Source organism: Pseudomonas sp. NPDC089758 (genome assembly GCF_044748705.1).
GTDB lineage: Bacteria > Pseudomonadota > Gammaproteobacteria > Pseudomonadales > Pseudomonadaceae > Aquipseudomonas > Aquipseudomonas putida_X.
In genome coordinates this window covers 278,649-297,517 of the sequence record NZ_JBIVGN010000002.1, presented here as the reverse complement: position 1 = coordinate 297,517, position 18,869 = coordinate 278,649, and the positions used below count along the sequence as shown (strand labels likewise).

Below are 18,869 nucleotides of genomic sequence, written 5' to 3'. Positions count from 1 at the left end.
GCTGGACTAGTCCAGATAGGTAACCCTTGATGCAGTCGACGCCACCGCGTGCGGTAACAGCCATCTGCCATGCCTTGCAGGAGCAGATCGAGCACGGCCTGCTGGCGCCGGGCGGCAAGCTGCCGTCCGAGCGCAAGCTCAGCGAGGTGTTCGATACCACCCGTATCACCCTGCGCGAGGCCCTGGTGCAACTGGAAGCCCAAGGGCTGATCTACCGCGAAGAGCGGCGCGGCTGGTTCGTCGCCCCCGAGCGGCTGACCTACGACCTGATCGAGCGTAGCCATTTTCATGCGATGGTGCGCAGCCAGGGGCGGGTGGCCAGTACCGAACTGCTTTCGGCCCGGTTGCAACCGGCATCGGCGGCCATTTGCGCGCGGCTGCACCTGCCGGCGCTGTCCAGCGTGATCCGCATCTGCCGCTTGCGGCGTATCGATGGGCGGGCGGTGCTGTATGCCGAGCATTACCTCAACCCGCGCTACTTTCCCGAAATCCTCGAACATGACCTGGCGCAGTCGCTGACCGAGATCTATGGGCGGGTCTATGGCATCCGCTATGGGCAGGTGTGCTTTGAAATCCTGCCCACGGCGTTACCCGTGGCGGCGGCGGCGGCCTTGAAGGTGTCCACCGGCAGCCCGGGGCTGCATATCACCCGGGTCAACAGTGACCAGCATGGGCACCTGATCGACTGTGACCTGGAGTACTGGCGGCATGATGCGATCTGCATCCGCGCCCAGGCGGGCTAGTGGCTGCTCTGCAGGCCCGCGCAGGGGCTAACTGGCAGCGCCGCCGGCCTCTGCCATCGCGCCGCCGCCCGCCGTCACTACCTGCACCGACAAACGTGGCGTCGCCAGGTCCAGCCCTGCGGCATCCAGCTGGCGCTTCAAGGCCAGGTTGAACGCCCGCGACACTTCCCATTGCTTGATGGGCGCGGTCTTGAAGCGTGCCCGGAGAATCGCCGACCCCGACTCGAAACTTTCCACCCCTTGCAGCTCAAGGGGTGACCAGATATTGCGGCGCATCAGTGGATCGTTGCGCAGTTTCTGCCCCACTTCGCGGATCAGCGTGATGGCCTGGTCGATATTCATGCTGTGCGGGATGGCCACCCGGAAGATCGCATAACCGAACTCGCGCGAGTAGTTCTTGATGCTCTTGATCTCGCTGAACGGGATGGTGTGCACGATGCCATCGATGTCACGCAGGCGTACGGTGCGGATGGTCAGGCCTTCGACGGTGCCCAGGTGGCCGCCCACATCGACATAGTCGTCGATGGCCAGGGAGTCTTCGATGATGATGAACAGCCCGGTGATCAGGTCGGCCACCAGCGACTGCGCGCCGAAACCGATCGCCAGACCGATCACACCGGCACCGGCCAGCAGCGGCGTGACGTTCATGCCCATGTTGGCCAGGGCGACGATCAGCGCAATGATGAAGATCACCACGAACATCACGTTGCGGATCAGCGGCATCATGGTTTGCGCGCGGGCATTGGCCAGGCCACGACGCGAACCCACCAGCGCGTGGTGCACGGCCGTGTCGGCCAGGATCCACACCAGCCAGGCGACAATCAGCGTGCCGGCCAGGCCAAGCAGGCGCAGGCTGACTTCATGCCCCTCACCTTCGGCAAAGCTGATCATCGACTGGCCCCACACGCGCAGCCCCAGCTCGATGAACACCAGCCAGATGAACAGGTGCACCAGCACATAAGCGAAGTTGCGCAGGCGCTCGGTGTACACCGCCTGACGCTTGCTGGCGCGCTTGGGGTTGGCCGCGTGGCGGCGTACCAGGCCGTTGAGCACCATGCACAGCACCACCAGTACCGTGCACATCAGTGACTGGCGCAGCGCGGTGCTGGTGTCGCCGGCCGACACGAAGGTGGCGAACAGCGAGATCGCCACCAGGATCATCGCCGGTATGTACCAGAAGCTGCCGAGGATTTCGATGGTGTCGCTCAGGGTGCGCCGGGTCAGGCGCCGCGACAGTGGCTGGTTACGGATCAGGTGGGCGATCGGGCGGCGGAAGCGCAGGATGAACAGCCCGGTGCACAGCGCGGCAATCACATTGGCCAGGGTGGCCAGGGTGTGCGCCAGGTGCGTGCCAAGGGCGACGGTCAGGCGTGGGTCGCTCATCGCTTCGCCAAAGGCGGCGAAGCTGCCAATCAGCCACAGCGGCCTGAAGGCCTGGTGGCGCAGGATGTGCAATGCGCGGTGGCGGTGCGGGCCGTCGAGCAACGAGAAGGCGATCACGCAGATGGCCGAGAAGCAGGTGCCCACCACCAGCGCATAGGCCAGCACCATGGCCATGGACTTGCCGAGCGAGGAGGGCAGGGCAAAGCTCAGGTACACCGTGAACACCAGCGCCACCAGCCAAGGCCCGAGCTTGCGCAGGGCGAAGCGCACCAGGTCCCAGGGGCGCGGGTGCTGTGGCAATTCCTCGGTCAGCCCGAAGCGCACTCGCACACGGTGGCTGATCCAGTTGAACGCATAGGCCAGCAGGCTCCACACGGCGATGATCGCGGCAAAGCCGAACAGGATCGCCGGCCATTGGTGTACGGGCACCACCAGTGCCGCCAGCTCCGCCTGGGCCTGGTCGATTTCCAGCGTCCAGCGGTGGAACGGGCTGGCGTCGCCGCTGAACTGCTTTTCGAAATCATGCAGCGCACCGCCTATCAACCCCAGCACGCCCTGTTCGACAGTAGGTTGCGACTGCTTGGTGGCGTCACGCAGCTTTTTCAGGTCGGCCAGCAGCTTGGCGCGTTGCTGGTCGTTCTCCAGGTTCTTGATCACCTCGTCCAGCGATTTGCCCAACGGCTCGGTGGCTTCCGGCTGGGCCGGCGCACTGGAACCAAGCAGGCCGGGCAGGCCGGCCGCTTGTACCGGGGCGATGAACAGAAACAGCAGCAGGGCAAGGCAACGCAGAAGGGCTGGCACCGGGAAATCTACCTCAGGTCAAACGATTGGCCGAGTGTAGAGGTTTATGTGGGGAGTTTCTCCAGGATCTTCCAGCAGGTGAGGCCGAAGATGCCCAAGGTGCCGATCCACATCATCAGCACACCGACGTCGCGCTCGCGCAGGCTGAAGCCGATGGTCAGCAGCATCAGGAAACCGAACACGGGGACGAACAGGGACAGGAAAGGGGACATGACGGGCGATCCTTCTGCACGTGAGGGGATGCTTTAAGCATAGTGCGCAAACGGTGGAACAGCTTGATGTGCGTCAGCTTATGTTTATGGCGTTTATATTCTGGTTATTTTTCCTACATGTTTATCAGATCTCTTTCCTACAAAGAATAGCTTCGCTGTGTCGATAACAGTATAGGGCCCGCAAAAAGTCTGCCTTTCCCCTGTAGAGGATTAGTAATGAAAATGTTGATTAAGGGACTTTCGCTCGCGTTGGTCGCGATACACAGTATGTCGTTGTATGCGGCAAACAATGAAGCGACGGTGTTGATAGATAATAAAACCAATGCGATTGCTAGCTATACGCATGAACACATGACCGGGACCTCCAGTCCGCTCATGTCAGCTGTCAATCCTAATTCTGTCGCGACTTAAAGGGTTACCAGTTACGCGGATTCGGTATCAGGAATGCGCTTTGTGTACACAGCCGGCAGCAAGAAGTGTCGCTTCTCTGTTTCTCACACAGCGACGCCGCCTGGTTATTTGCCATCCTGGAAAAAAGAGGCTCCATTGGCTCGACGCGAGCCAGTTGTACCGTGAAGATGGAGCGAATTGAAAGTCGGATGCCCTACAATTATTCCGTCAGGTTCACCCTTCAGTAAAACATGAAGAGCGCTCCTTGGCGGGCGCTCCACTTATTTCCAAGCGACCTGAGAACCACGATGAAAATTACTACAACGCCCTATGTGCCTGTTGTTCGTGATATGCCTGCCTCATCGGCTGCCAAGCCCGCGGCTGCGCCCCCCCAGGATGAAACCGTCACCTTGTCAGCGCAAAGCAAAGCCTTAGCGGCAAAGGATGCCGAGGTCAGTGCCCTGCACAAGCGAATCTATGGGGATCCAAGTTTGGGCGTACGGGTACAGACAAAACTTCAGAATGCGGGGTACCAAAAATTCAGCCAGACCGAGCCGCCGCAGGGCTATTCCGGTCAGGAAGCGGAGCGCTTTCAACGTGCGCTGGACTATCTCAACCACCGGCACGGTGCGAAGACTGACGCGCAGAATCCATTTGCAAGCCTGGGCAGAGATGCGCTGGTGGCGATTATTCAGGACGAGCGGTCCTACTCTGAGGAAGAGCGGTACGCGGCAGAACTAGCGAAGTCTGATCTGGACGAAGCCTTCTTTTCACGGCTGATCCAGTACTCCGACACGACAGGGGACTCCCGCCCACTGATGAAAGGTTACTTGGAGTACCTGAACAACTTAACGCCAGTGGAACGGCTCAATTACCCGAGCAATGAGGGCGATAAAGTCGCCGGGCGGCTGGCTCGCCTGGAGGAGGAACTTGGCAGCCTCCCCGAAGGCTTCTCCCTCTGGCAATACATGAACTGGGCCCCTGAAGGCCGCCTCGACCTCGACGCGCTGCTGAACCCCGCGTCTTCGTCGGCACCGCCCGCCGCCACTGAAGGGGCGGGCGATGCAGGAGGTCAGGGCAGTTCGCGGCTGCGGTAGAACGCGGTCAACACCTTCACCAGGTGCGCGAGGTCATGGCTGCCGCACAGTTCACGGATCGAGTGCATGGCAAAGGTCGGCAGGCCGATGTCGACCGTGCGCACGCCAAGGTGGCTGGCGGTGATCGGGCCGATGGTCGAGCCGCAACCCATGTCGCTGCGCACCACGAAGCTTTGCACCGGTACTTCTTCGGCCATGCACAGGTGGCGGAAGAACCCGGCGGTCTCGCTGTTGGTGGCATAGCGCTGGTTGTTGTTGACCTTGATCACCGGCCCTGCGTTGAGCTTGGGCCCGTGGTTGCCGTCATGCTTGTCGGCGTAGTTGGGGTGCACCCCGTGGGCATTGTCGGCCGAGACCATGAGCGAGCGCTGGATGGTGCGCACGTAGGTGTCGCCGTCCGGCAGCAGGCGCTGCAGGGTTTGCTCGAGCATCGGGCCGTCGGCGCCGCAGGCCGAGCAACTGCCGACTTCTTCGTGGTCGTTGCACACCAACACGCAGGTTTCGTCACTGTCAGCGGCCAGCAGCGCCTGCAGGCCGGCGTAGCACGACAGCAGGTTGTCCAGGCGTGCCCCGGCGATGAAGTCACCGTTCAGGCCGATCAATGCGGCGTCCTGGGTGTCGTAGAAGCTCAGCTCGTAGTCCAGTACCACATCGGCATTGAGCTGGTGCTCACGGGCCAGTTGCTCGGTGAGCAGGGCGCGGAAGTCGATGCGCTCGTCACCGGCCACTTGGGCGAGGATCGGCGGCAGTTCGTTCTGTGGGTTGATCTGCCAGCCTTCGTTGGCCGTGCGGTTGAGGTGGATTGCCAGGTTGGGAATGATGGCGATCGGCAGCTTGAAGTCGATCAGCTGGCTTTCGACCTTGCCATCACGCCGGAAGGTCACGCGCCCGGCCAGCGACAGGTCACGGTCGAACCACGGCGCCAGCAGGGCGCCGCCGTACACTTCCACACCCAGCTGCAGAAAACCTTGGCGCTGCAGCTCTGGCTGCGGCTTGACCCGCAGGCACGGGCTGTCGGTGTGCGCACCGACCATGCGAATGCCCCCGAGCAGCGGTGCTTGTTTGCCGAGGTTGATGGCGATTATCGAAGAATCGTTACGGGTGACGTAATAGCGGCCGCCAGGCACCGTGGCCCAACTGTCACGCTCGTCCAGGCGCTGGTAGCCGGCCGCTTCCAGGCGCAGGGCCAGGCTGGCGGTGGCGTGAAAGGGCGTAGGGGAGGCCTTGAGAAAATCAATCAGACCGGTGTTCAGTGCTTCACGCATAACTCACTCCAATTCGAGCTGCAAGCTTGAAGCTTCAAGCCGCAAGCTGCAAGCCTCAAGCCTCAAGCCTCAAGCCTCAAGCCTCAAGCCTCAAGCCTCAAGCTGCAAGCTGCAAGCTGCAAGCAAGAGCAGACCGCGGTGTAAGCTCCAACGCGATCTGCTTTCGCTTGCAGCTTCAAGCTTCAAGCTGCAAGCCGCAAGCAAGAGCAGACCGCGGTGTAAGCTCCAACGCGATCTGCTTTCGCTTGAAGCTTGAAGCTTGAAGCTTACCGCTTAAACAGCGCAGGGCACTTGGGCTTCAAGCCGCAAGCCACAAGCCGCAAGCAAGAGCAAACCACGGAGTAAGCTCCAACGCGATCTGCTTTTACTTGCAGCTTGTAGCTTGCAGCTTGCCGCTCAAAAAGGCGCAGGACATTCGAACTTCAGTCGTTCGCCGGAAACGGGGTGGGTGAAGCTCAGCATTGCTGCATGCAGGCACAAGCGATCATGCGCCGCCAAGGCTTCGGGGTTGGCATACAAACGGTCACCGAGCAGCGGGTGCCCGATCGACAGCATGTGCACCCTCAACTGGTGCGAACGGCCAGTGATTGGCGTCAACTCCACCCGGCAGTGGTCGCCGCAACGCTCAAGGATGCGCCAGAAGGTCAGGGCGTGTTTGCCTTGCTCATGGTCCACCACATGACGTGGCTTGGTGGGCGGGTCGTAGCGCAGGGGCAGGTCGATGCTGCCGCTGTCCAGCACCGGCTGGCCCCAGCACAGCGCGGTGTAGGCCTTCTCGGTCTCGCGGTCGTGGAACTGGCGCGACAGCTCGCGGTGGCTGTCGGCATCGCGGGCCAGCAGGATGATGCCGGAGGTTTCCCAGTCCAGGCGGTGGACGATCAGCGCATCCGGGTAGCCGTTTTCCTGCAGGCGAGTGATCAGGCAATCCTTGTTGTCATCGGCGCGGCCTGGCACCGACAGCAGCAGGGTCGGCTTGTTGACCACCAGGATGGCGGCGTCTTCATGAAGGATCTGGACGTTCGACAGCGGCATTACGGGTTCTCGGTCAAATCGGGGAAAACCATTGGGGCCACGTTGCGGCCCATCGCCGGCAAGCCGGCTCCCACACGTACCGCGCAGGCCCCGTAGACGCCGGCAAACCGGGTTCCAGAGGTACAACGCAGACCCTGTGGGAGCCGGCTTGCCGGCGATGGGCTGCAACGCAGCCCCAATGATCGAGCCAGTTCGCTGTATCAGCGCTCAGGCAACGTGATGTTCAGCTCCAGAATCGAGCAACTACCCTGGTTTTCCAGTTCGATGTGCACATCATCGCTGCCGATGTTCACATACTTGCGGATCACCTCGAGCAGCTCTTTTTGCAGCGCCGGCAGGTAGTCCGGTTCGCTGCGCTGGCCGCGCTCATGCGCCACGATGATCTGTAGACGCTCTTTCGCCACCGACGCACTGGTCTGTTTCTGTCTGCCACGAAAGAAGTCAAAAAGGTTCATGGTTTATTTGCTCCCGAAAATGCGCTCGAAGAATCCCTTCTTCTGTACATCGATGAAGCGCATCGGCTTCTCTTTGCCCAGCAGGCGGTCGACCGCATCGCTGTAGGCCTGGCCGGCATCGCTCTGATCATCGAGAATGACCGGGATACCTTGGTTGGACGCCTTGAGTACCGCCTGCGACTCCGGGATCACGCCCTTGAGCTTGATCGACAGAATCTCTTCCACGTCGGCCACGCTCAGCATTTCGCCCTTGACGACACGCTCCGGGTGGTAACGCGTGATCAGCAGGTGTTCCTTGATCGGCTCTTCCCCGTTTTCGGAGCGGCGCGACTTGCTCGACAGGATGCCCAGCATACGGTCGGAGTCACGTACCGAAGATACTTCCGGGTTGGTCACGACGATGGCTTCGTCGGCGAAGTACATGGCCAGGTGCGCGCCTTTCTCGATACCCGCCGGCGAGTCGCAGATCACGTACTCGAACTGTTCTTTGAGGTCCATCAGAACCTTTTCAACGCCTTCCTGGGTCAGCGCGTCCTTGTCGCGAGTCTGGCTGGCGGCCAGTACGTACAGGTTCTCCAGGCGCTTGTCCTTGATCAGGGCCTGCTGCAGGTTGGCTTCGCCGTTGACCACGTTGACGAAGTCGTAAACCACGCGGCGCTCGCAGCCCATGATCAGGTCGAGGTTACGCAGGCCCACGTCGAAGTCGACGATGACCGTCTTGTGGCCGCGCAGTGCGAGGCCGGTGCCGATGGCGGCGCTGGTGGTGGTCTTGCCCACACCCCCCTTGCCGGAAGTAACGACGAGAATCTTGGCCAAGGTGTTTCACCCCTAAATAAGTCGGGACAGGCGTCCCAGCAAAATGCAAAAAAACGGCAACAGGTAAAAAAGTTGCTCTAAAAATGACGGCAAGTATCCGTTAAAGACGGGTGATGTTCAACACGTCACCAGACAGGCTGACTTGCACGCCGCCGCCCCACAGCGGGTCGCGGCGCAGGTCCTCGCAGACCTTGTACTGGCCAGCGATGGAGACCATTTCGGCGGTCATCTGCTGGCAGAAGATACGGGCCTTGGTGTTGCCTTTGATGCCGGCCAGGGCACGGCCGCGCATGGCGCCGTACACATGGATGTTGCCATCGGCGAGAAGTTCCGCACCCGGGCTTACCGACCCTGTGACCACCAGGTCGCCACCCTGAGCATAGATCTGCTGGCCGCCACGTACAGGCGAAGTGATGATCCGCGTCGGGCGGATTTCCGGCTCTGCAGCGGGCGCCGGTGCCGGCTCGGGCTTTTTCACTTCCGGCTCGGGCTCCAGCGGACGCTCACGGGCGCCGGAGGGCGGCAGTACCGGCAGGTCGATGGCGATCGCCGCAGCGATGTCCTCGATGCGGCTGGCACGGATCGCCAAGGTCCGCAGGCCGTGGTGACGGCAGATGCGCATCAGCCCGGGCAGGTCGATCGCCCCTTCGTCGGCTGGCAGCTTGTCCAGCGCCAGCACCAACGGCGTGTTGCTGAAGAAATTGGGGGCCTGGGCCACTTTCGCCGCCAACTGGCGGTCGAGGGCTTCAAGGTCGTTGCGCCCCAGCTCCAGCACAGTGATGGCGAGCATGCTGCCCTTGAGCTGGAACACGGAGGCGGTGTCGGGTGTGTGGTTTGGGCTCATGGTCTGCATAGACGGCTTGTTGCGGAAAAAGTGCCCTGACTTATAACGATAAGACCGGTTGGCCGCAACCGGCGCCGATCCGATGTAGAATGCTCGGCCTTTGACTTACCGGAAGCTTCAATGGAACGCCCGCGTTTTCGTCCCTATTTCCTTCACCCCAGGTTCTGGGGCCTGTGGCTGGGCCTGGGCCTGCTGTGGCTGGTGGTGCAGTTGCCCTACCGCGCCCTGCTGTGGCTTGGCGCTGCCCTGGGCGCGCTGATGTACCGGGTGGCCGGTGAGCGCCGACGCATCGCTGCACGCAACCTGGAACTGTGTTTCCCCGAGATGTCCGTCGACGAACGGCGCCGTTTGTTGAAGGCGAATTTCGCCTCCACCGGCATCGCCTTCTTCGAAATGGCCATGAGCTGGTGGTGGCCCAAGGCCAGGCTGGCGCGCCTGGCGCACATCGAGGGCCTCGAGCACCTGCAAGCCGCGCAACAGGCCGGGCAGGGCGCGATCCTCATGGCCGTGCATTTCACCACCCTGGAGATCGGTGCCGCCTTGCTCGGCCAGGTGCACACCATCGACGGCATGTACCGCGAGCATGGCAATGCGCTGTTCGACTTCATCCAGCGCAGCGGCCGTGAGCGCCACAACCTCGATTCGCTGGCCGTAGAGCGTGAAGACGTGCGCGGCATGCTCAAACTGCTGCGTGCCGGGCGCGCCATCTGGTATGCGCCCGACCAGGACTACGGCGCCAAGCAGAGCCTGTTCGTGCCGTTGTTCGGCATCCAGGCGGCAACGGTCACCGCCACCACCAAGTTCGCCCGCCTGGGCAAGGCGCAGGTCATTCCCTTCACCCAGAAGCGCCTGGAGGATGGCAGTGGCTATCGCCTGGTGATCCACCCGCCGCTGGAAGGCTTCCCCGGTGAAAGCGAAGAGGCCGATTGCCTGCGCATCAACCAGTGGATCGAAGGCGTGTTGCGCGAGTGCCCCGAGCAATACCTGTGGGCGCACCGGCGCTTCAAGTCGCGGCCTGAAGGTGCGCCGCGGCTGTATGACAAGAAAAAGCGCTGACCATGTGGCAGCCGGCTTGCCGGCGATGAGGCCAGCGCTGGCAGTCAAAGATCCTGGGAGCAAGACATGGCCCCACCCCCCACCACCGGCCTGATCCTCTCTGGCGGCGGCGCCCGCGCCGCCTACCAGGTCGGTGTTCTGGCCGGCATCGCCGAGCTGCTGCCTGCCGGCGCAGCCAACCCCTTCCCGGTGATCGTCGGCACCTCGGCTGGCGCCATCAATGCCGTGACCCTGGCCAGTGGCGCCATGCGCTTCAACGAGGCGGTACACAGGCTCACCGCCTTCTGGCAGAACCTGGGCAGCCACCTGGTGGTGCGCAGCGACTGGCCGGGTGTGATCCGCCAGGCCAGCCGCTTCGTCGGCCACAGCCTGCTAGGGCTGGGCGGCCAAGCACCGGTTGCGCTGCTCGACAGCAGCCCGCTGCGCGGCCTGTTGCAGGCGCACATCGACCTGGATGGCATCACCCATGCCCTGGCCAGCGAGCAGCTGCGCGCGGTTGCGGTCACCGCATTCGGTTACGAGTCTGGCCAGGCGGTGACCTTCTACCAAGGCCGCGGCACCATCGACGCCTGGCTACGCCACCGCCGCCTCGGCGTGCCCACGCCATTGACCGTTGACCACTTGCTGGCCAGCGCGGCTATCCCGCTGCTGTTCGCCCCGGTTCGGCTCGGTGACGAGTACTACGGCGACGGCGCGGTACGCCAGTCGGCGCCGATCAGCCCGGCGCTGCACCTGGGGGCCAGCCGCGTGCTGGTGGTCGGCGTCAGCGGCAACCCGCAACGGCCAGCACCGCCGTTGCCGCCCCAGCGCGTGTTCAGTGGGCACCAGCCAAGCCTGGCGCAGATCGCAGGGCATATGCTCAACAGCACGTTCATCGACAGCCTGGAAGGCGATATCGAGCTGTTGCAGCGCTTGAACCACCTGAGCCGCCTGCTGCCGGCCCACCTGGATGCGCGACGCCTGGGGCTGGCGCCGATCGAGGTGCTGGTGGTGGCGCCCAGCCAGCCGCTGGACGAAATCGCCGCGCGGCATCGGCGTGAGCTGCCGGCGGCGCTACGGGTGTTCCTGCGCGGCCCGGGGGCGACGCGGACCAGCGGGGCGGGGGTGTTGAGCTACCTGCTGTTCGAGGCCAGCTATTGCAGTGAGCTGATCGAGCTGGGGCGGCGGGATGCGCTGACCAAGCGGCGGGAGCTGGTGCAGTTTCTGGGGCTGTAATCGATGGGGCCGCCGTGCGGCCCATCGCGACACCAAGCCGCCTTTACGGCAGCGCGTTACTCGGCAATCTGCAGCTTGCGCGACTGGGTATACACATACCGGACCTTCTCATACTCGAAGGGCGAGTTGAGCTGGCCATAGCGGAATTTGGTGGTGTAGCGCTTGTCCACCGCGCGCAGCAGGAAGATTTCCGGATGATCGGTGCTCACCTCGGCCATGTTCAGGTAATTGATCGCCTGTTCGCCGGCGTAATCCACCACCACCCCGGTGGTATCGCGCAGGTTCGACGGCCCCAGTACCGGCAGCATGATGTACGGGCCATCAGGCACGCCATAGAAGCCCAACGTCTGGCCAAAATCCTCGCTCTGGCGCGGCAGGCCCATCTTGGTCGCCGGGTCCCAGAGGCCACCCACACCGATGATGGTATTGAACATCAGCCGTGCGGTGATCTCTGCCGAACGCTTGGCCTTGAGCTGCAGCACGCTGTTGAACAGGTTCGGCACATCGCCCAGGTTGTTGAAGAAATTGCTCACCCCGGTGCGCACGAACCGGGGCGTGACGTACTGGTAGCCGTCCACCAGCGGCAGCAGCACCCACTGGTCCAGGCGGTAGTTGAAGTGGTAGATGCGCCGGTTCAGCGACTCCAGCGGGTCGTATACGTTGAGCGCCGCCAAGGTGGAGCGTTCGAACTCGCGCTGGTCCAGGCCTGGGTTGAATTTCAGTTCGCGCAGCGGGTCGATGAACCCGTCCGCTTCGGGGGCCAAAGGTTGGGCGGTTACCTGAGGGTCGGACTCGATCACGCTGGTGCGCGGCGCGGTTTCCGCGGCCAGGGCATTGCCGGCAAACAGCAGGGCGGTGGCGAAGAGGAATTTGTTAACCACGGAAGAACTCCAGCATGGCGTCGCTGTTGACGCGGTAGTTGAGGTTGCCGCAATGGCCGCCATGGGGGTAAAGGGTCAGGCGATCACCAAACACCTTGCGCAGGAAACCGATATCGCCCGGGCCGAGGATGACATCGTCGGCATTGTGCATCACGGCGATTTTCGGGCTGTTGCGCAGGTAGTCCTCCAGCGCGTACAGGCTCACCTGGTTGACCAGTTGCAGGATGCTGTTGCCGTCGGTACGGGCGCGCCACATCGGGATCACCTGCTCAGTCATGTAGCAGTCGAAGTCGCATTGCAGGGCACGCTTGAAGAACGGCGTAAGGCTGCTGCCTTCGGTGATTGGGTACTTGGGCGGGATGATCAGGCCGCGCCGGTTGATCAGGTCCGAAGTGAAGGCGATATCGGCCGCCGAGAAGCGGAACGAGGTGCCGATCAGCATCGCCATCTGTTCGTTGGACAGGTGCTGACGCGACTGCTGGAAGTCATACAGCAGGGCTTCGTTGAGGTCGATGTAGCCCTTGTCCTGGAAATAGCGGGTGAGCTTTTCCAGCATCAGCTCATAGAACGTGGTGCTGCGGTCGATGCCTTTGACCTGGGTCTGTACCAGTTTGTCGAGGTTGTTGATCGAGGTGTACAGGTTGACCGGCGGGTTGAGCAGCAGCACACGCTTGAAGTTGAAGCTGCGACGGGTTTCATCCAGGTGGCTGACGAACGCTGCGTCCAGTGCGCCCAGGCTGTAACCGGTGAGGTAGTACTCGCTGATCGGCAGGCGTGGGTGCTGGGCACGTACGGCTTGCATCACCCGGTACATGTCTTCGGCGTCTTCCCGGCTGATGCCCGGGGTGGCGAAGCGCGAGGCGGCGCTCATGAAGTCGTAGCTGGTCGGCGACGACAGCTGAACCACGTGGTAACCGGCCTGGTAGAACAGCTTTTTCAGGTATTCGTTGATGGTGCTCGAATACGGTGCGCCGGTGCCGGCGATGATGAAGATCAGCGGCGCTTCATGGTCCTGGCGAGCCAGTCGGTACTTGAGCTTTTTCACTGCCCAGAAGTTGTCGGGCAGGGTGAACTCACGCTCCGGGCGCAAATTCAGGCTGTAGTCGCTCTGGTCGATTTCGTCGTCGCTGGGCAGCGTTGGTCGCTGATCGGGCGGCGTCGTGGCGATCGTCGCCTCGAACGGGTTGGTCAAGGGGAAGCCGTAGGTCGCGGCGTCGATGTCGCGCGCAGAAGCGGCCACAGCCATGAGCAGGCCGCCAAGAAGGGCGGCTAGGCGCCAATATCGAAGCATGTAATCCCCCAGAAAGAACGCGAGCAAGGTACTGCGCTACGCAGGCTAGGACCACAAGTGCCTTGGCAAAGTTGCCAAGTGCGGTGGCCTTTGGTGTGCTTGTTATCTGCAACATAGCTGCAGGATTGTGATTTTGCCTTACAACCGGCCTTAGGCGATCATGCACCGTTTCGATTACTGCTATTGGAGAACAGGATGTCTCGTACCTTGCCGGCTGCGCTGCTGTTGCTGTTTCTCGCCTTGTGGCTGGCTGCCAGTTACGGCGTGCGTTACGAGTTGATGGAGGATGCGCAGTGGGTCGGCCTTTGCGCCGTGCCCGGTGAGCACTGGCAGTGCCAGGTGCGCTCGGTGCTGGGGTTGGGGATTCACTTTCAGGTGATGGCCTGGGCCGGGCTTGCGCTGGCGTTGCTGGCGCAGGTGGTTGGCGGGCGCAACGGTTGGTGGCTGGCGGTATTGGCGCTGGTGTTCGGCATCCCGGCGCTGGTGCTGTATACCGCTAGCATTGCGGTGTTTGCTGTGGTGCTGGCGGGGTTACGGCTGGTCCGGCAAGCGCGGCGCGGCTGACTGCAATTGCTGTGTTGGCAACTGTCTCACCGGCTTGTCGGCGATGGAGGATCACGCCTTGCGCACGCGCAAACTCCGCCACAACGCCGCTGTCATCAGCACACTGACCACCGCCCAACCCCAGGCCTGCTGATTCTCCAGCCCTTCCCGGTACAGCTGAGGCATCACCCCGGCCCCGACGATGAATGCCAGCAGCGCCACCTCTGCCCGTGCCGCCGCCACCGGGCGCAACAGGTAAACCACAGCCGGCAACGCCAGCGCCGCCGTGGGGAAACTGCGATAACGCGGGTCGAACACCATCGCCAGCATGCTCACTGCCGCCGCAAAGCCCGCCGCCAGCAATAGCCACCCTGCGCGCGCCTCGAACCAGGCGAACCAACGTTCCCGCCAGCCAGCCCGGCGCGCCAGCGCCAGCACCGCATGGGCCAACACCAGCAGGTTCAGCCCCGCCAGCAACGCCGCCCACAGCCATTCCCCGGCGAACCGTGCGTGGGTGCGCATCAACTCGCCCCACAGCCCCAGGCAGCCAGCTCCAAACGCCGCCAGCAAGGGCAACAGCAAAGCCCCAGCCGCGGTGCCAGGACGCCCGGCGAACAGCAGCATCGTTGCCATAAACACCACGCTTGCCAGCAACCATTGCGGCCAGTGGTGCAGGTTGCTCACCGGGCCCTCGAGTACCCCTTTGTCCTGCCGGTCGGCATCGTACAGCCCCCAGTAGCCGCCCACCGCGCCTTCACTGGCGCGCTTCCACGGCTGGTCGAAGGCTTCGATCAGGTTGTAGTGCCAGCCATTGGCCTCGGCCATGGCGACGAAACCGCGGATGAAGCGTGCCTCGTTGGCCCGGCTGGGCACGGCCGTCTCGCGCTGGCGGCCTTCGCTGGGCCAGCCGGTTTCGCCGATGAAGATATCCTTGGGCGCAAAGCGCGTACCGAACACCCGACGCACATCGGCGACATGCGCCAGGGCATCTTCGATACCACGCGGGTCGTCCTCCCAGTAGGGCAACAGGTGAATCGTCAAAAAGTCCACCGCTGGCGCCACCTGCGGGTGCTGCAGCCAGAACTCCCAGACATCGGCATAGGTCACCGGTACCTTGACCTGGCGCTTCACGTTGCCGATCAGCGCGGCCAGGCGCTCGCCGGTCACTTCCTTGCGCAGCAACGCCTCGTTGCCCACGATCACCGCACTGACCACATCCGGATTGGCGTTGGCGGCGGCAATCAGCAGATCCACTTCCTTGTCGGTATCCACCGGGTTGGCATTGACCCAGGCCCCGAGCATCACCTTCAGGCCATGCTTGCGCGCCAGTGCCGGGATCGCTTCCAGTCCGGTCATGGAATAGGTGCGGATGCACTGAAATCGTTCAGCCAACAGCGCCAGGTCAGCGTCCATGCGCGCCGGGCGCAAGCGAAAAGGCTGGTCGAACGGCGACTGGTCCTTGTCGAACGGGGTGTAGGAGGCGCACTGCAATTTGTGCGTGGGGCTGGCCGCGTCCGGTAGCAGGATCGGCTTGCCGAGCGTGTACCAGAGCGCCCCAAGCCCTGAGAGGGCAAGCAGGCAGGCGAACAGGTACAGCGGGAGCAGCAGGCGGGCAGGGCTGGGCATCAGGCGGTCCATCGTCAGGCGCAAAGCGTTAGATAGTAGCCCGGCGCCAAACCTTTGGCATGCAAGGATCGCGCAGAATGGCGCAGGCAGATGCCGCTAATGGCACAGTGCTGTCGCAAAGGGTTCGGGTGCAGGTCGCAGCTGGAGCAGGTTGGGCGCCCTAGCAGGACCATGATGCAATCTCCGAGACCTGACGAGGGGATGCTTTGATGGCAACTTTGAAAAAAATGCGACGACTCCTGGGGGCGGGCACCGCCCTGGTATTGGCCATGAGCGGTGCACAGGCCATGGCCAAAGAAGTGAGCATCGGTTACGTGGATGGCTGGGCCGACAGCGTGGCGACCACCAACGTGGCCGCCGAAGTGATCAAGCAGAAGCTCGGCTACGACGTGAAGCTGCAGGCCGTGGCCACCGGCATCATGTGGCAGGGTGTAGCCACCGGCAAACTCGACGCCATGCTCTCGGCCTGGCTGCCGGTAACCCATGGTGAGTACTGGACCAAGAACAAGGACAACGTGGTCGATTACGGCGCCAACTTCAAGGATGCCAAGATCGGCCTGATCGTGCCGGAGTACGTCAAGGCCAACAGCATCACAGACCTCAAGACCGATGAAAGCTTCAAGCAGAAGATCGTCGGCATCGACGCAGGCTCCGGGGTCATGCTCAAGACCGACCAGGCCATCAAGGACTACGACCTTACCGGCTACAAGCTGCAGGCAAGCTCCGGCGCGGCGATGACCGCAGAACTGGGCCGTGCCTACGCCAAGCAGCAGTCCATCGCCGTGACCGGCTGGGTGCCGCACTGGATGTTCGCCAAATGGAAGCTGAAGTTCCTTGAAGACCCCAAGGGCGTCTATGGTGCGGCCGAGACGGTCAACAGCATCGGCAGCAAAGAGTTGGCGACCAAAGCGCCGGAAGTGGCCGAGTTCCTGAAGAAGTTCAGCTGGAATTCCAAGGATGAGATTGGCGAGGTGATGCTGGCGATTCAGGAAGGTGCCAAGCCTGAAGCTGCGGCGAAAGATTGGGTAGCCAAGCACCCCGATCGTGTCCAGGAGTGGACGGGCAAATAACCGATCAGATTCTCCAGAACGGGGCCACACAGTGGCCCCGCTTTGTTACTGATTCTGCAAAACAGCATTGCATCTAAGACTAAGGTCGTCTGGTTGGCGTTCAAAGGCAGCATAAAGTGACGGTGTGGGTTCCATCCCCTATCTGTGCTGCTAGGACAAAAACAATGAACGACAGCATTTACCTCTCGATACAAAACAGCCCCCGTTTCAAGGAGCTGGTCAGCAAGCGCGAACGGTTCGCCTGGGTTCTCTCGGCGATCATGCTCGGCCTGTACTGCGCCTTCATCCTCCTGATCGCCTACGGTCCTCATCTGCTGGGCGCCAAGCTCAGCCCTGAGTCGTCGATTACCTGGGGCATCCCCCTGGGCGTCGGCCTGATCGTTTCGGCATTCGTCCTGACCGCCATCTACGTGCGCCGCGCCAACGGCGAATTCGATGAGCTGAACAAGGCCATCCTCAAGGAGGCGCAACAATGATTCGCCACACCAAAGCCTTGGCCGTACTGGCCTGCGGCGTTTTCGCACCCGCCGTGTGGGCAGCCGATGCCCTGACCGGCGAGGTGCAGAAACAGCCGCTGAACGTCGCAGCGATCGCCATGTTCGTGGCCTTCGTCGCCTTTACCTTGGGCATCACCTACTGGGCCTCCAAGCGTAACAAGTCGGCAGCCGACTACTACGCTGCCGGCGGCAAGATCACCGGCTTTCAGAACGGTCTGGCGATTGCCGGCGACTACATGTCGGCAGCGTCATTCCTGGGTATTTCCGCGCTGGTGTTCACCTCCGGCTACGACGGCCTGATCTACTCGATCGGCTTCCTGGTCGGCTGGCCGATCATTCTGTTCCTGATCGCCGAGCGCCTGCGCAACCTGGGCAAATACACCTTTGCCGACGTAGCGTCCTACCGCCTGGGGCAAAAGGAAATCCGTACCCTGTCGGCCTCCGGTTCACTGGTGGTGGTGGCCTTCTACCTGATCGCGCAGATGGTCGGCGCCGGCAAGCTCATCGAGCTGCTGTTCGGCCTGGACTACCATGTCGCGGTGATCCTGGTGGGCATCCTGATGTGCCTGTACGTACTGTTCGGCGGCATGCTGGCCACCACCTGGGTACAGATCATCAAGGCCGTCCTGCTGCTGTCCGGTGCCAGCTTCATGGCACTGATGGTGATGAAGCACGTAGGCTTCGACTTCAACACCCTGTTCTCCGAAGCGATCAAGGTGCACAGCAAGGGTGAGGCGATCATGAGCCCGGGCGGCCTGGTCAAGGACCCGATCTCGGCGTTCTCGCTGGGCCTGGCGCTGATGTTCGGTACTGCCGGCCTGCCGCATATCCTGATGCGCTTCTTCACCGTCAGTGACGCCAAGGAAGCCCGCAAGAGCGTGCTCTACGCCACCGGCTTCATCGGCTACTTCTACATCCTGACCTTCATCATCGGCTTTGGCGCGATCCTGTTGGTCAGCACCAACCCGGACTTCAAGGACGCCGCCGGCGCCCTGCTGGGCGGCAACAACATGGCGGCGGTGCACCTGGCCGATGCCGTGGGTGGCAGTATCTTCCTGGGCTTCATCTCGGCGGTAGCGTTCGCCACCATCCTGGCGGTGGTTGCCGGCCTGACCCTGGCCGGTGCCTCGGCGGTGTCCCATGACCTGTACGCCAGCGTATGGCGCAAGGGCAAGGCCAACGACAAGGACGAGATCCGTGTGTCGAAGATCACCACCATCGCCCTTGGCGTGCTGGCGATCGGCCTGGGCATTCTGTTCGAGAAGCAGAACATCGCCTTCATGGTCGGCCTGGCGTTCTCCATTGCCGCCAGCTGCAACTTCCCAGTCCTGCTGCTTTCGATGTACTGGAAAAAGCTGACCACCCGCGGCGCCATGATCGGCGGCTGGCTGGGCCTGGTGAGTGCAGTGACGCTGATGATCCTTGGCCCGACCATCTGGGTGCAGATCCTCGGCCACGAGAAGCCTATCTACCCGTACGAGTACCCGGCGCTGTTCTCGATGCTGATTGCCTTCGTCGGTATCTGGTTCTTCTCGGTCACCGACAAGTCCAAGGCAGCTGAAAGCGAACGTGCACTGTTCTTCCCGCAGTTCGTCCGCTCGCAGACTGGCCTGGGGGCTTCGGGCGCCGTGTCGCACTGATTGACGCCCAAT

The 18,869-nt window shown here is 62.5% G+C and carries 19 protein-coding genes; 9 read left to right on the top strand and 10 right to left on the bottom strand.

The features are described from left to right. The first annotated feature begins 29 nt into the window (after positions 1–29). Entirely contained in the window at positions 30–743 is a 714-nt protein-coding gene (locus ACIPZH_RS04065; RefSeq protein ID WP_241802823.1) for a UTRA domain-containing protein, read from the top strand. 27 nt (positions 744–770) lie between these two features. Here ACIPZH_RS04065 and ACIPZH_RS04060 read toward each other — a convergent pair whose 3' ends face one another. After that, positions 771–2,927: a mechanosensitive ion channel family protein gene (locus ACIPZH_RS04060; protein WP_400628589.1), complete on the bottom strand. Its 2,157-nt coding sequence runs from the start codon at positions 2,925–2,927 to the stop codon at positions 771–773. A 44-nt stretch (positions 2,928–2,971) separates the two neighbouring features. Continuing rightward, entirely contained in the window at positions 2,972–3,139 is a 168-nt protein-coding gene (locus ACIPZH_RS04055; protein WP_012313193.1) for a hypothetical protein, read from the bottom strand. 216 nt (positions 3,140–3,355) lie between these two features. Between ACIPZH_RS04055 and ACIPZH_RS04050 the strand changes: the two genes are divergently transcribed. Together ACIPZH_RS04050 and ACIPZH_RS04045 are read left to right on the top strand one after the other, a co-directional pair. Beyond that, on the top strand, positions 3,356–3,550 hold the full coding sequence (locus ACIPZH_RS04050; protein WP_400635241.1) for a hypothetical protein: 195 nt from the start codon (positions 3,356–3,358) through the stop codon (positions 3,548–3,550). A 287-nt stretch (positions 3,551–3,837) separates the two neighbouring features. Next, entirely contained in the window at positions 3,838–4,626 is a 789-nt protein-coding gene (locus tag ACIPZH_RS04045) for a hypothetical protein (RefSeq protein ID WP_400635239.1), read from the top strand. Here the strand turns inward: ACIPZH_RS04045 and ACIPZH_RS04040 are convergent. The 5 genes from ACIPZH_RS04040 to minC form a co-directional block, all read right to left on the bottom strand. Further along, positions 4,602–5,891, bottom strand: coding sequence for a M18 family aminopeptidase (locus tag ACIPZH_RS04040; protein ID WP_241802829.1), 1,290 nt, complete (start codon positions 5,889–5,891; stop codon positions 4,602–4,604). The two genes, ACIPZH_RS04045 and ACIPZH_RS04040, sit on opposite strands and share 25 nt — an antisense overlap. 396 nt (positions 5,892–6,287) lie before the next feature. Then, a complete protein-coding gene (locus ACIPZH_RS04035; RefSeq protein ID WP_400628595.1) occupies positions 6,288–6,923 on the bottom strand; it encodes an RluA family pseudouridine synthase in 636 nt (211 codons plus the stop codon). Positions 6,924–7,123: 200 nt separating this feature from the next. Beyond that, the gene (gene minE / locus ACIPZH_RS04030; RefSeq protein WP_241802832.1) at positions 7,124–7,378 is read right to left on the bottom strand and encodes a cell division topological specificity factor MinE; all 255 of its coding nucleotides are present in this window, start codon (positions 7,376–7,378) and stop codon (positions 7,124–7,126) included. A gap of 3 nt (positions 7,379–7,381) precedes the next feature. After that, on the bottom strand, positions 7,382–8,194 hold the full coding sequence (gene minD, locus ACIPZH_RS04025) for a septum site-determining protein MinD (protein ID WP_012313198.1): 813 nt from the start codon (positions 8,192–8,194) through the stop codon (positions 7,382–7,384). A gap of 100 nt (positions 8,195–8,294) precedes the next feature. Beyond that, positions 8,295–9,047, bottom strand: a complete 753-nt coding sequence (minC, locus tag ACIPZH_RS04020) for a septum site-determining protein MinC (RefSeq protein WP_349976044.1) — start codon at positions 9,045–9,047, stop codon at positions 8,295–8,297. Positions 9,048–9,158: 111 nt separating this feature from the next. On the opposite strand from minC, the gene ACIPZH_RS04015 reads away from it, so the two are divergent. Beyond that, positions 9,159–10,094: a lipid A biosynthesis lauroyl acyltransferase gene (locus ACIPZH_RS04015; RefSeq protein ID WP_241802836.1), complete on the top strand. Its 936-nt coding sequence runs from the start codon at positions 9,159–9,161 to the stop codon at positions 10,092–10,094. A gap of 66 nt (positions 10,095–10,160) precedes the next feature. Next, the gene (locus ACIPZH_RS04010) at positions 10,161–11,309 is read left to right on the top strand and encodes a patatin-like phospholipase family protein (RefSeq protein ID WP_400635237.1); all 1,149 of its coding nucleotides are present in this window, start codon (positions 10,161–10,163) and stop codon (positions 11,307–11,309) included. 56 nt (positions 11,310–11,365) lie between these two features. On the opposite strand, the gene ACIPZH_RS04005 is transcribed toward ACIPZH_RS04010, so the two are convergent. Both ACIPZH_RS04005 and ACIPZH_RS04000 read right to left on the bottom strand, forming a co-directional pair. Then, positions 11,366–12,190, bottom strand: coding sequence for a VacJ family lipoprotein (locus tag ACIPZH_RS04005; protein WP_267821821.1), 825 nt, complete (start codon positions 12,188–12,190; stop codon positions 11,366–11,368). Further along, entirely contained in the window at positions 12,183–13,481 is a 1,299-nt protein-coding gene (locus ACIPZH_RS04000; protein ID WP_241802847.1) for a serine/threonine protein kinase, read from the bottom strand. Before ACIPZH_RS04000 ends, ACIPZH_RS04005 begins: the two co-directional genes overlap by 8 nt. 195 nt (positions 13,482–13,676) lie before the next feature. On the opposite strand from ACIPZH_RS04000, the gene ACIPZH_RS03995 reads away from it, so the two are divergent. Further along, positions 13,677–14,045: a hypothetical protein gene (locus ACIPZH_RS03995; protein WP_400635236.1), complete on the top strand. Its 369-nt coding sequence runs from the start codon at positions 13,677–13,679 to the stop codon at positions 14,043–14,045. 51 nt (positions 14,046–14,096) lie between these two features. Here ACIPZH_RS03995 and ACIPZH_RS03990 read toward each other — a convergent pair whose 3' ends face one another. Next, on the bottom strand, positions 14,097–15,662 hold the full coding sequence (locus ACIPZH_RS03990; protein ID WP_400635234.1) for a beta (1-6) glucans synthase: 1,566 nt from the start codon (positions 15,660–15,662) through the stop codon (positions 14,097–14,099). Between the two features lie 197 nt (positions 15,663–15,859). Here ACIPZH_RS03990 and ACIPZH_RS03985 point away from each other — a divergent pair, with 197 nt between their 5' ends. The 3 genes from ACIPZH_RS03985 (at position 15,860) to ACIPZH_RS03975 (ending at position 18,857) form a co-directional block, all read left to right on the top strand. After that, positions 15,860–16,720 carry a glycine betaine ABC transporter substrate-binding protein gene (locus ACIPZH_RS03985; RefSeq protein WP_400628605.1) on the top strand — a complete coding sequence of 287 codons (861 nt, stop codon included), beginning with the start codon at positions 15,860–15,862 and terminating at the stop codon, positions 16,718–16,720. Between the two features lie 164 nt (positions 16,721–16,884). Then, the gene (locus tag ACIPZH_RS03980) at positions 16,885–17,196 is read left to right on the top strand and encodes a DUF485 domain-containing protein (RefSeq protein WP_176517221.1); all 312 of its coding nucleotides are present in this window, start codon (positions 16,885–16,887) and stop codon (positions 17,194–17,196) included. Beyond that, positions 17,193–18,857 (top strand): cation acetate symporter, encoded by a 1,665-nt coding sequence (locus tag ACIPZH_RS03975; protein ID WP_241802854.1) that lies wholly within the window; start codon positions 17,193–17,195, stop codon positions 18,855–18,857. The genes ACIPZH_RS03980 and ACIPZH_RS03975 overlap by 4 nt, the downstream gene beginning before the upstream one ends. Positions 18,858–18,869: the final 12 nt, after the last annotated feature.

Coding starts and splice junctions, on each gene's coding strand:
- ACIPZH_RS04055 (WP_012313193.1), bottom strand. CDS start 3,139: ATGTCCCCTTTCCTGTCCCTGTTCGTCCCCGTGTTCGGTTTCCTGATG.
- ACIPZH_RS03985 (WP_400628605.1), top strand. CDS start 15,860: ATGGCAACTTTGAAAAAAATGCGACGACTCCTGGGGGCGGGCACCGCC.
- ACIPZH_RS04035 (WP_400628595.1), bottom strand. CDS start 6,923: ATGCCGCTGTCGAACGTCCAGATCCTTCATGAAGACGCCGCCATCCTG.
- ACIPZH_RS03995 (WP_400635236.1), top strand. CDS start 13,677: ATGTCTCGTACCTTGCCGGCTGCGCTGCTGTTGCTGTTTCTCGCCTTG.
- ACIPZH_RS04045 (WP_400635239.1), top strand. CDS start 3,838: ATGAAAATTACTACAACGCCCTATGTGCCTGTTGTTCGTGATATGCCT.
- ACIPZH_RS03990 (WP_400635234.1), bottom strand. CDS start 15,662: ATGGACCGCCTGATGCCCAGCCCTGCCCGCCTGCTGCTCCCGCTGTAC.
- ACIPZH_RS03980 (WP_176517221.1), top strand. CDS start 16,885: ATGAACGACAGCATTTACCTCTCGATACAAAACAGCCCCCGTTTCAAG.
- ACIPZH_RS04010 (WP_400635237.1), top strand. CDS start 10,161: ATGGCCCCACCCCCCACCACCGGCCTGATCCTCTCTGGCGGCGGCGCC.
- ACIPZH_RS04000 (WP_241802847.1), bottom strand. CDS start 13,481: ATGCTTCGATATTGGCGCCTAGCCGCCCTTCTTGGCGGCCTGCTCATG.
- ACIPZH_RS04050 (WP_400635241.1), top strand. CDS start 3,356: ATGAAAATGTTGATTAAGGGACTTTCGCTCGCGTTGGTCGCGATACAC.
- minC (WP_349976044.1), bottom strand. CDS start 9,047: ATGCAGACCATGAGCCCAAACCACACACCCGACACCGCCTCCGTGTTC.
- ACIPZH_RS03975 (WP_241802854.1), top strand. CDS start 17,193: ATGATTCGCCACACCAAAGCCTTGGCCGTACTGGCCTGCGGCGTTTTC.
- ACIPZH_RS04015 (WP_241802836.1), top strand. CDS start 9,159: ATGGAACGCCCGCGTTTTCGTCCCTATTTCCTTCACCCCAGGTTCTGG.
- ACIPZH_RS04040 (WP_241802829.1), bottom strand. CDS start 5,891: ATGCGTGAAGCACTGAACACCGGTCTGATTGATTTTCTCAAGGCCTCC.
- minE (WP_241802832.1), bottom strand. CDS start 7,378: ATGAACCTTTTTGACTTCTTTCGTGGCAGACAGAAACAGACCAGTGCG.
- ACIPZH_RS04065 (WP_241802823.1), top strand. CDS start 30: ATGCAGTCGACGCCACCGCGTGCGGTAACAGCCATCTGCCATGCCTTG.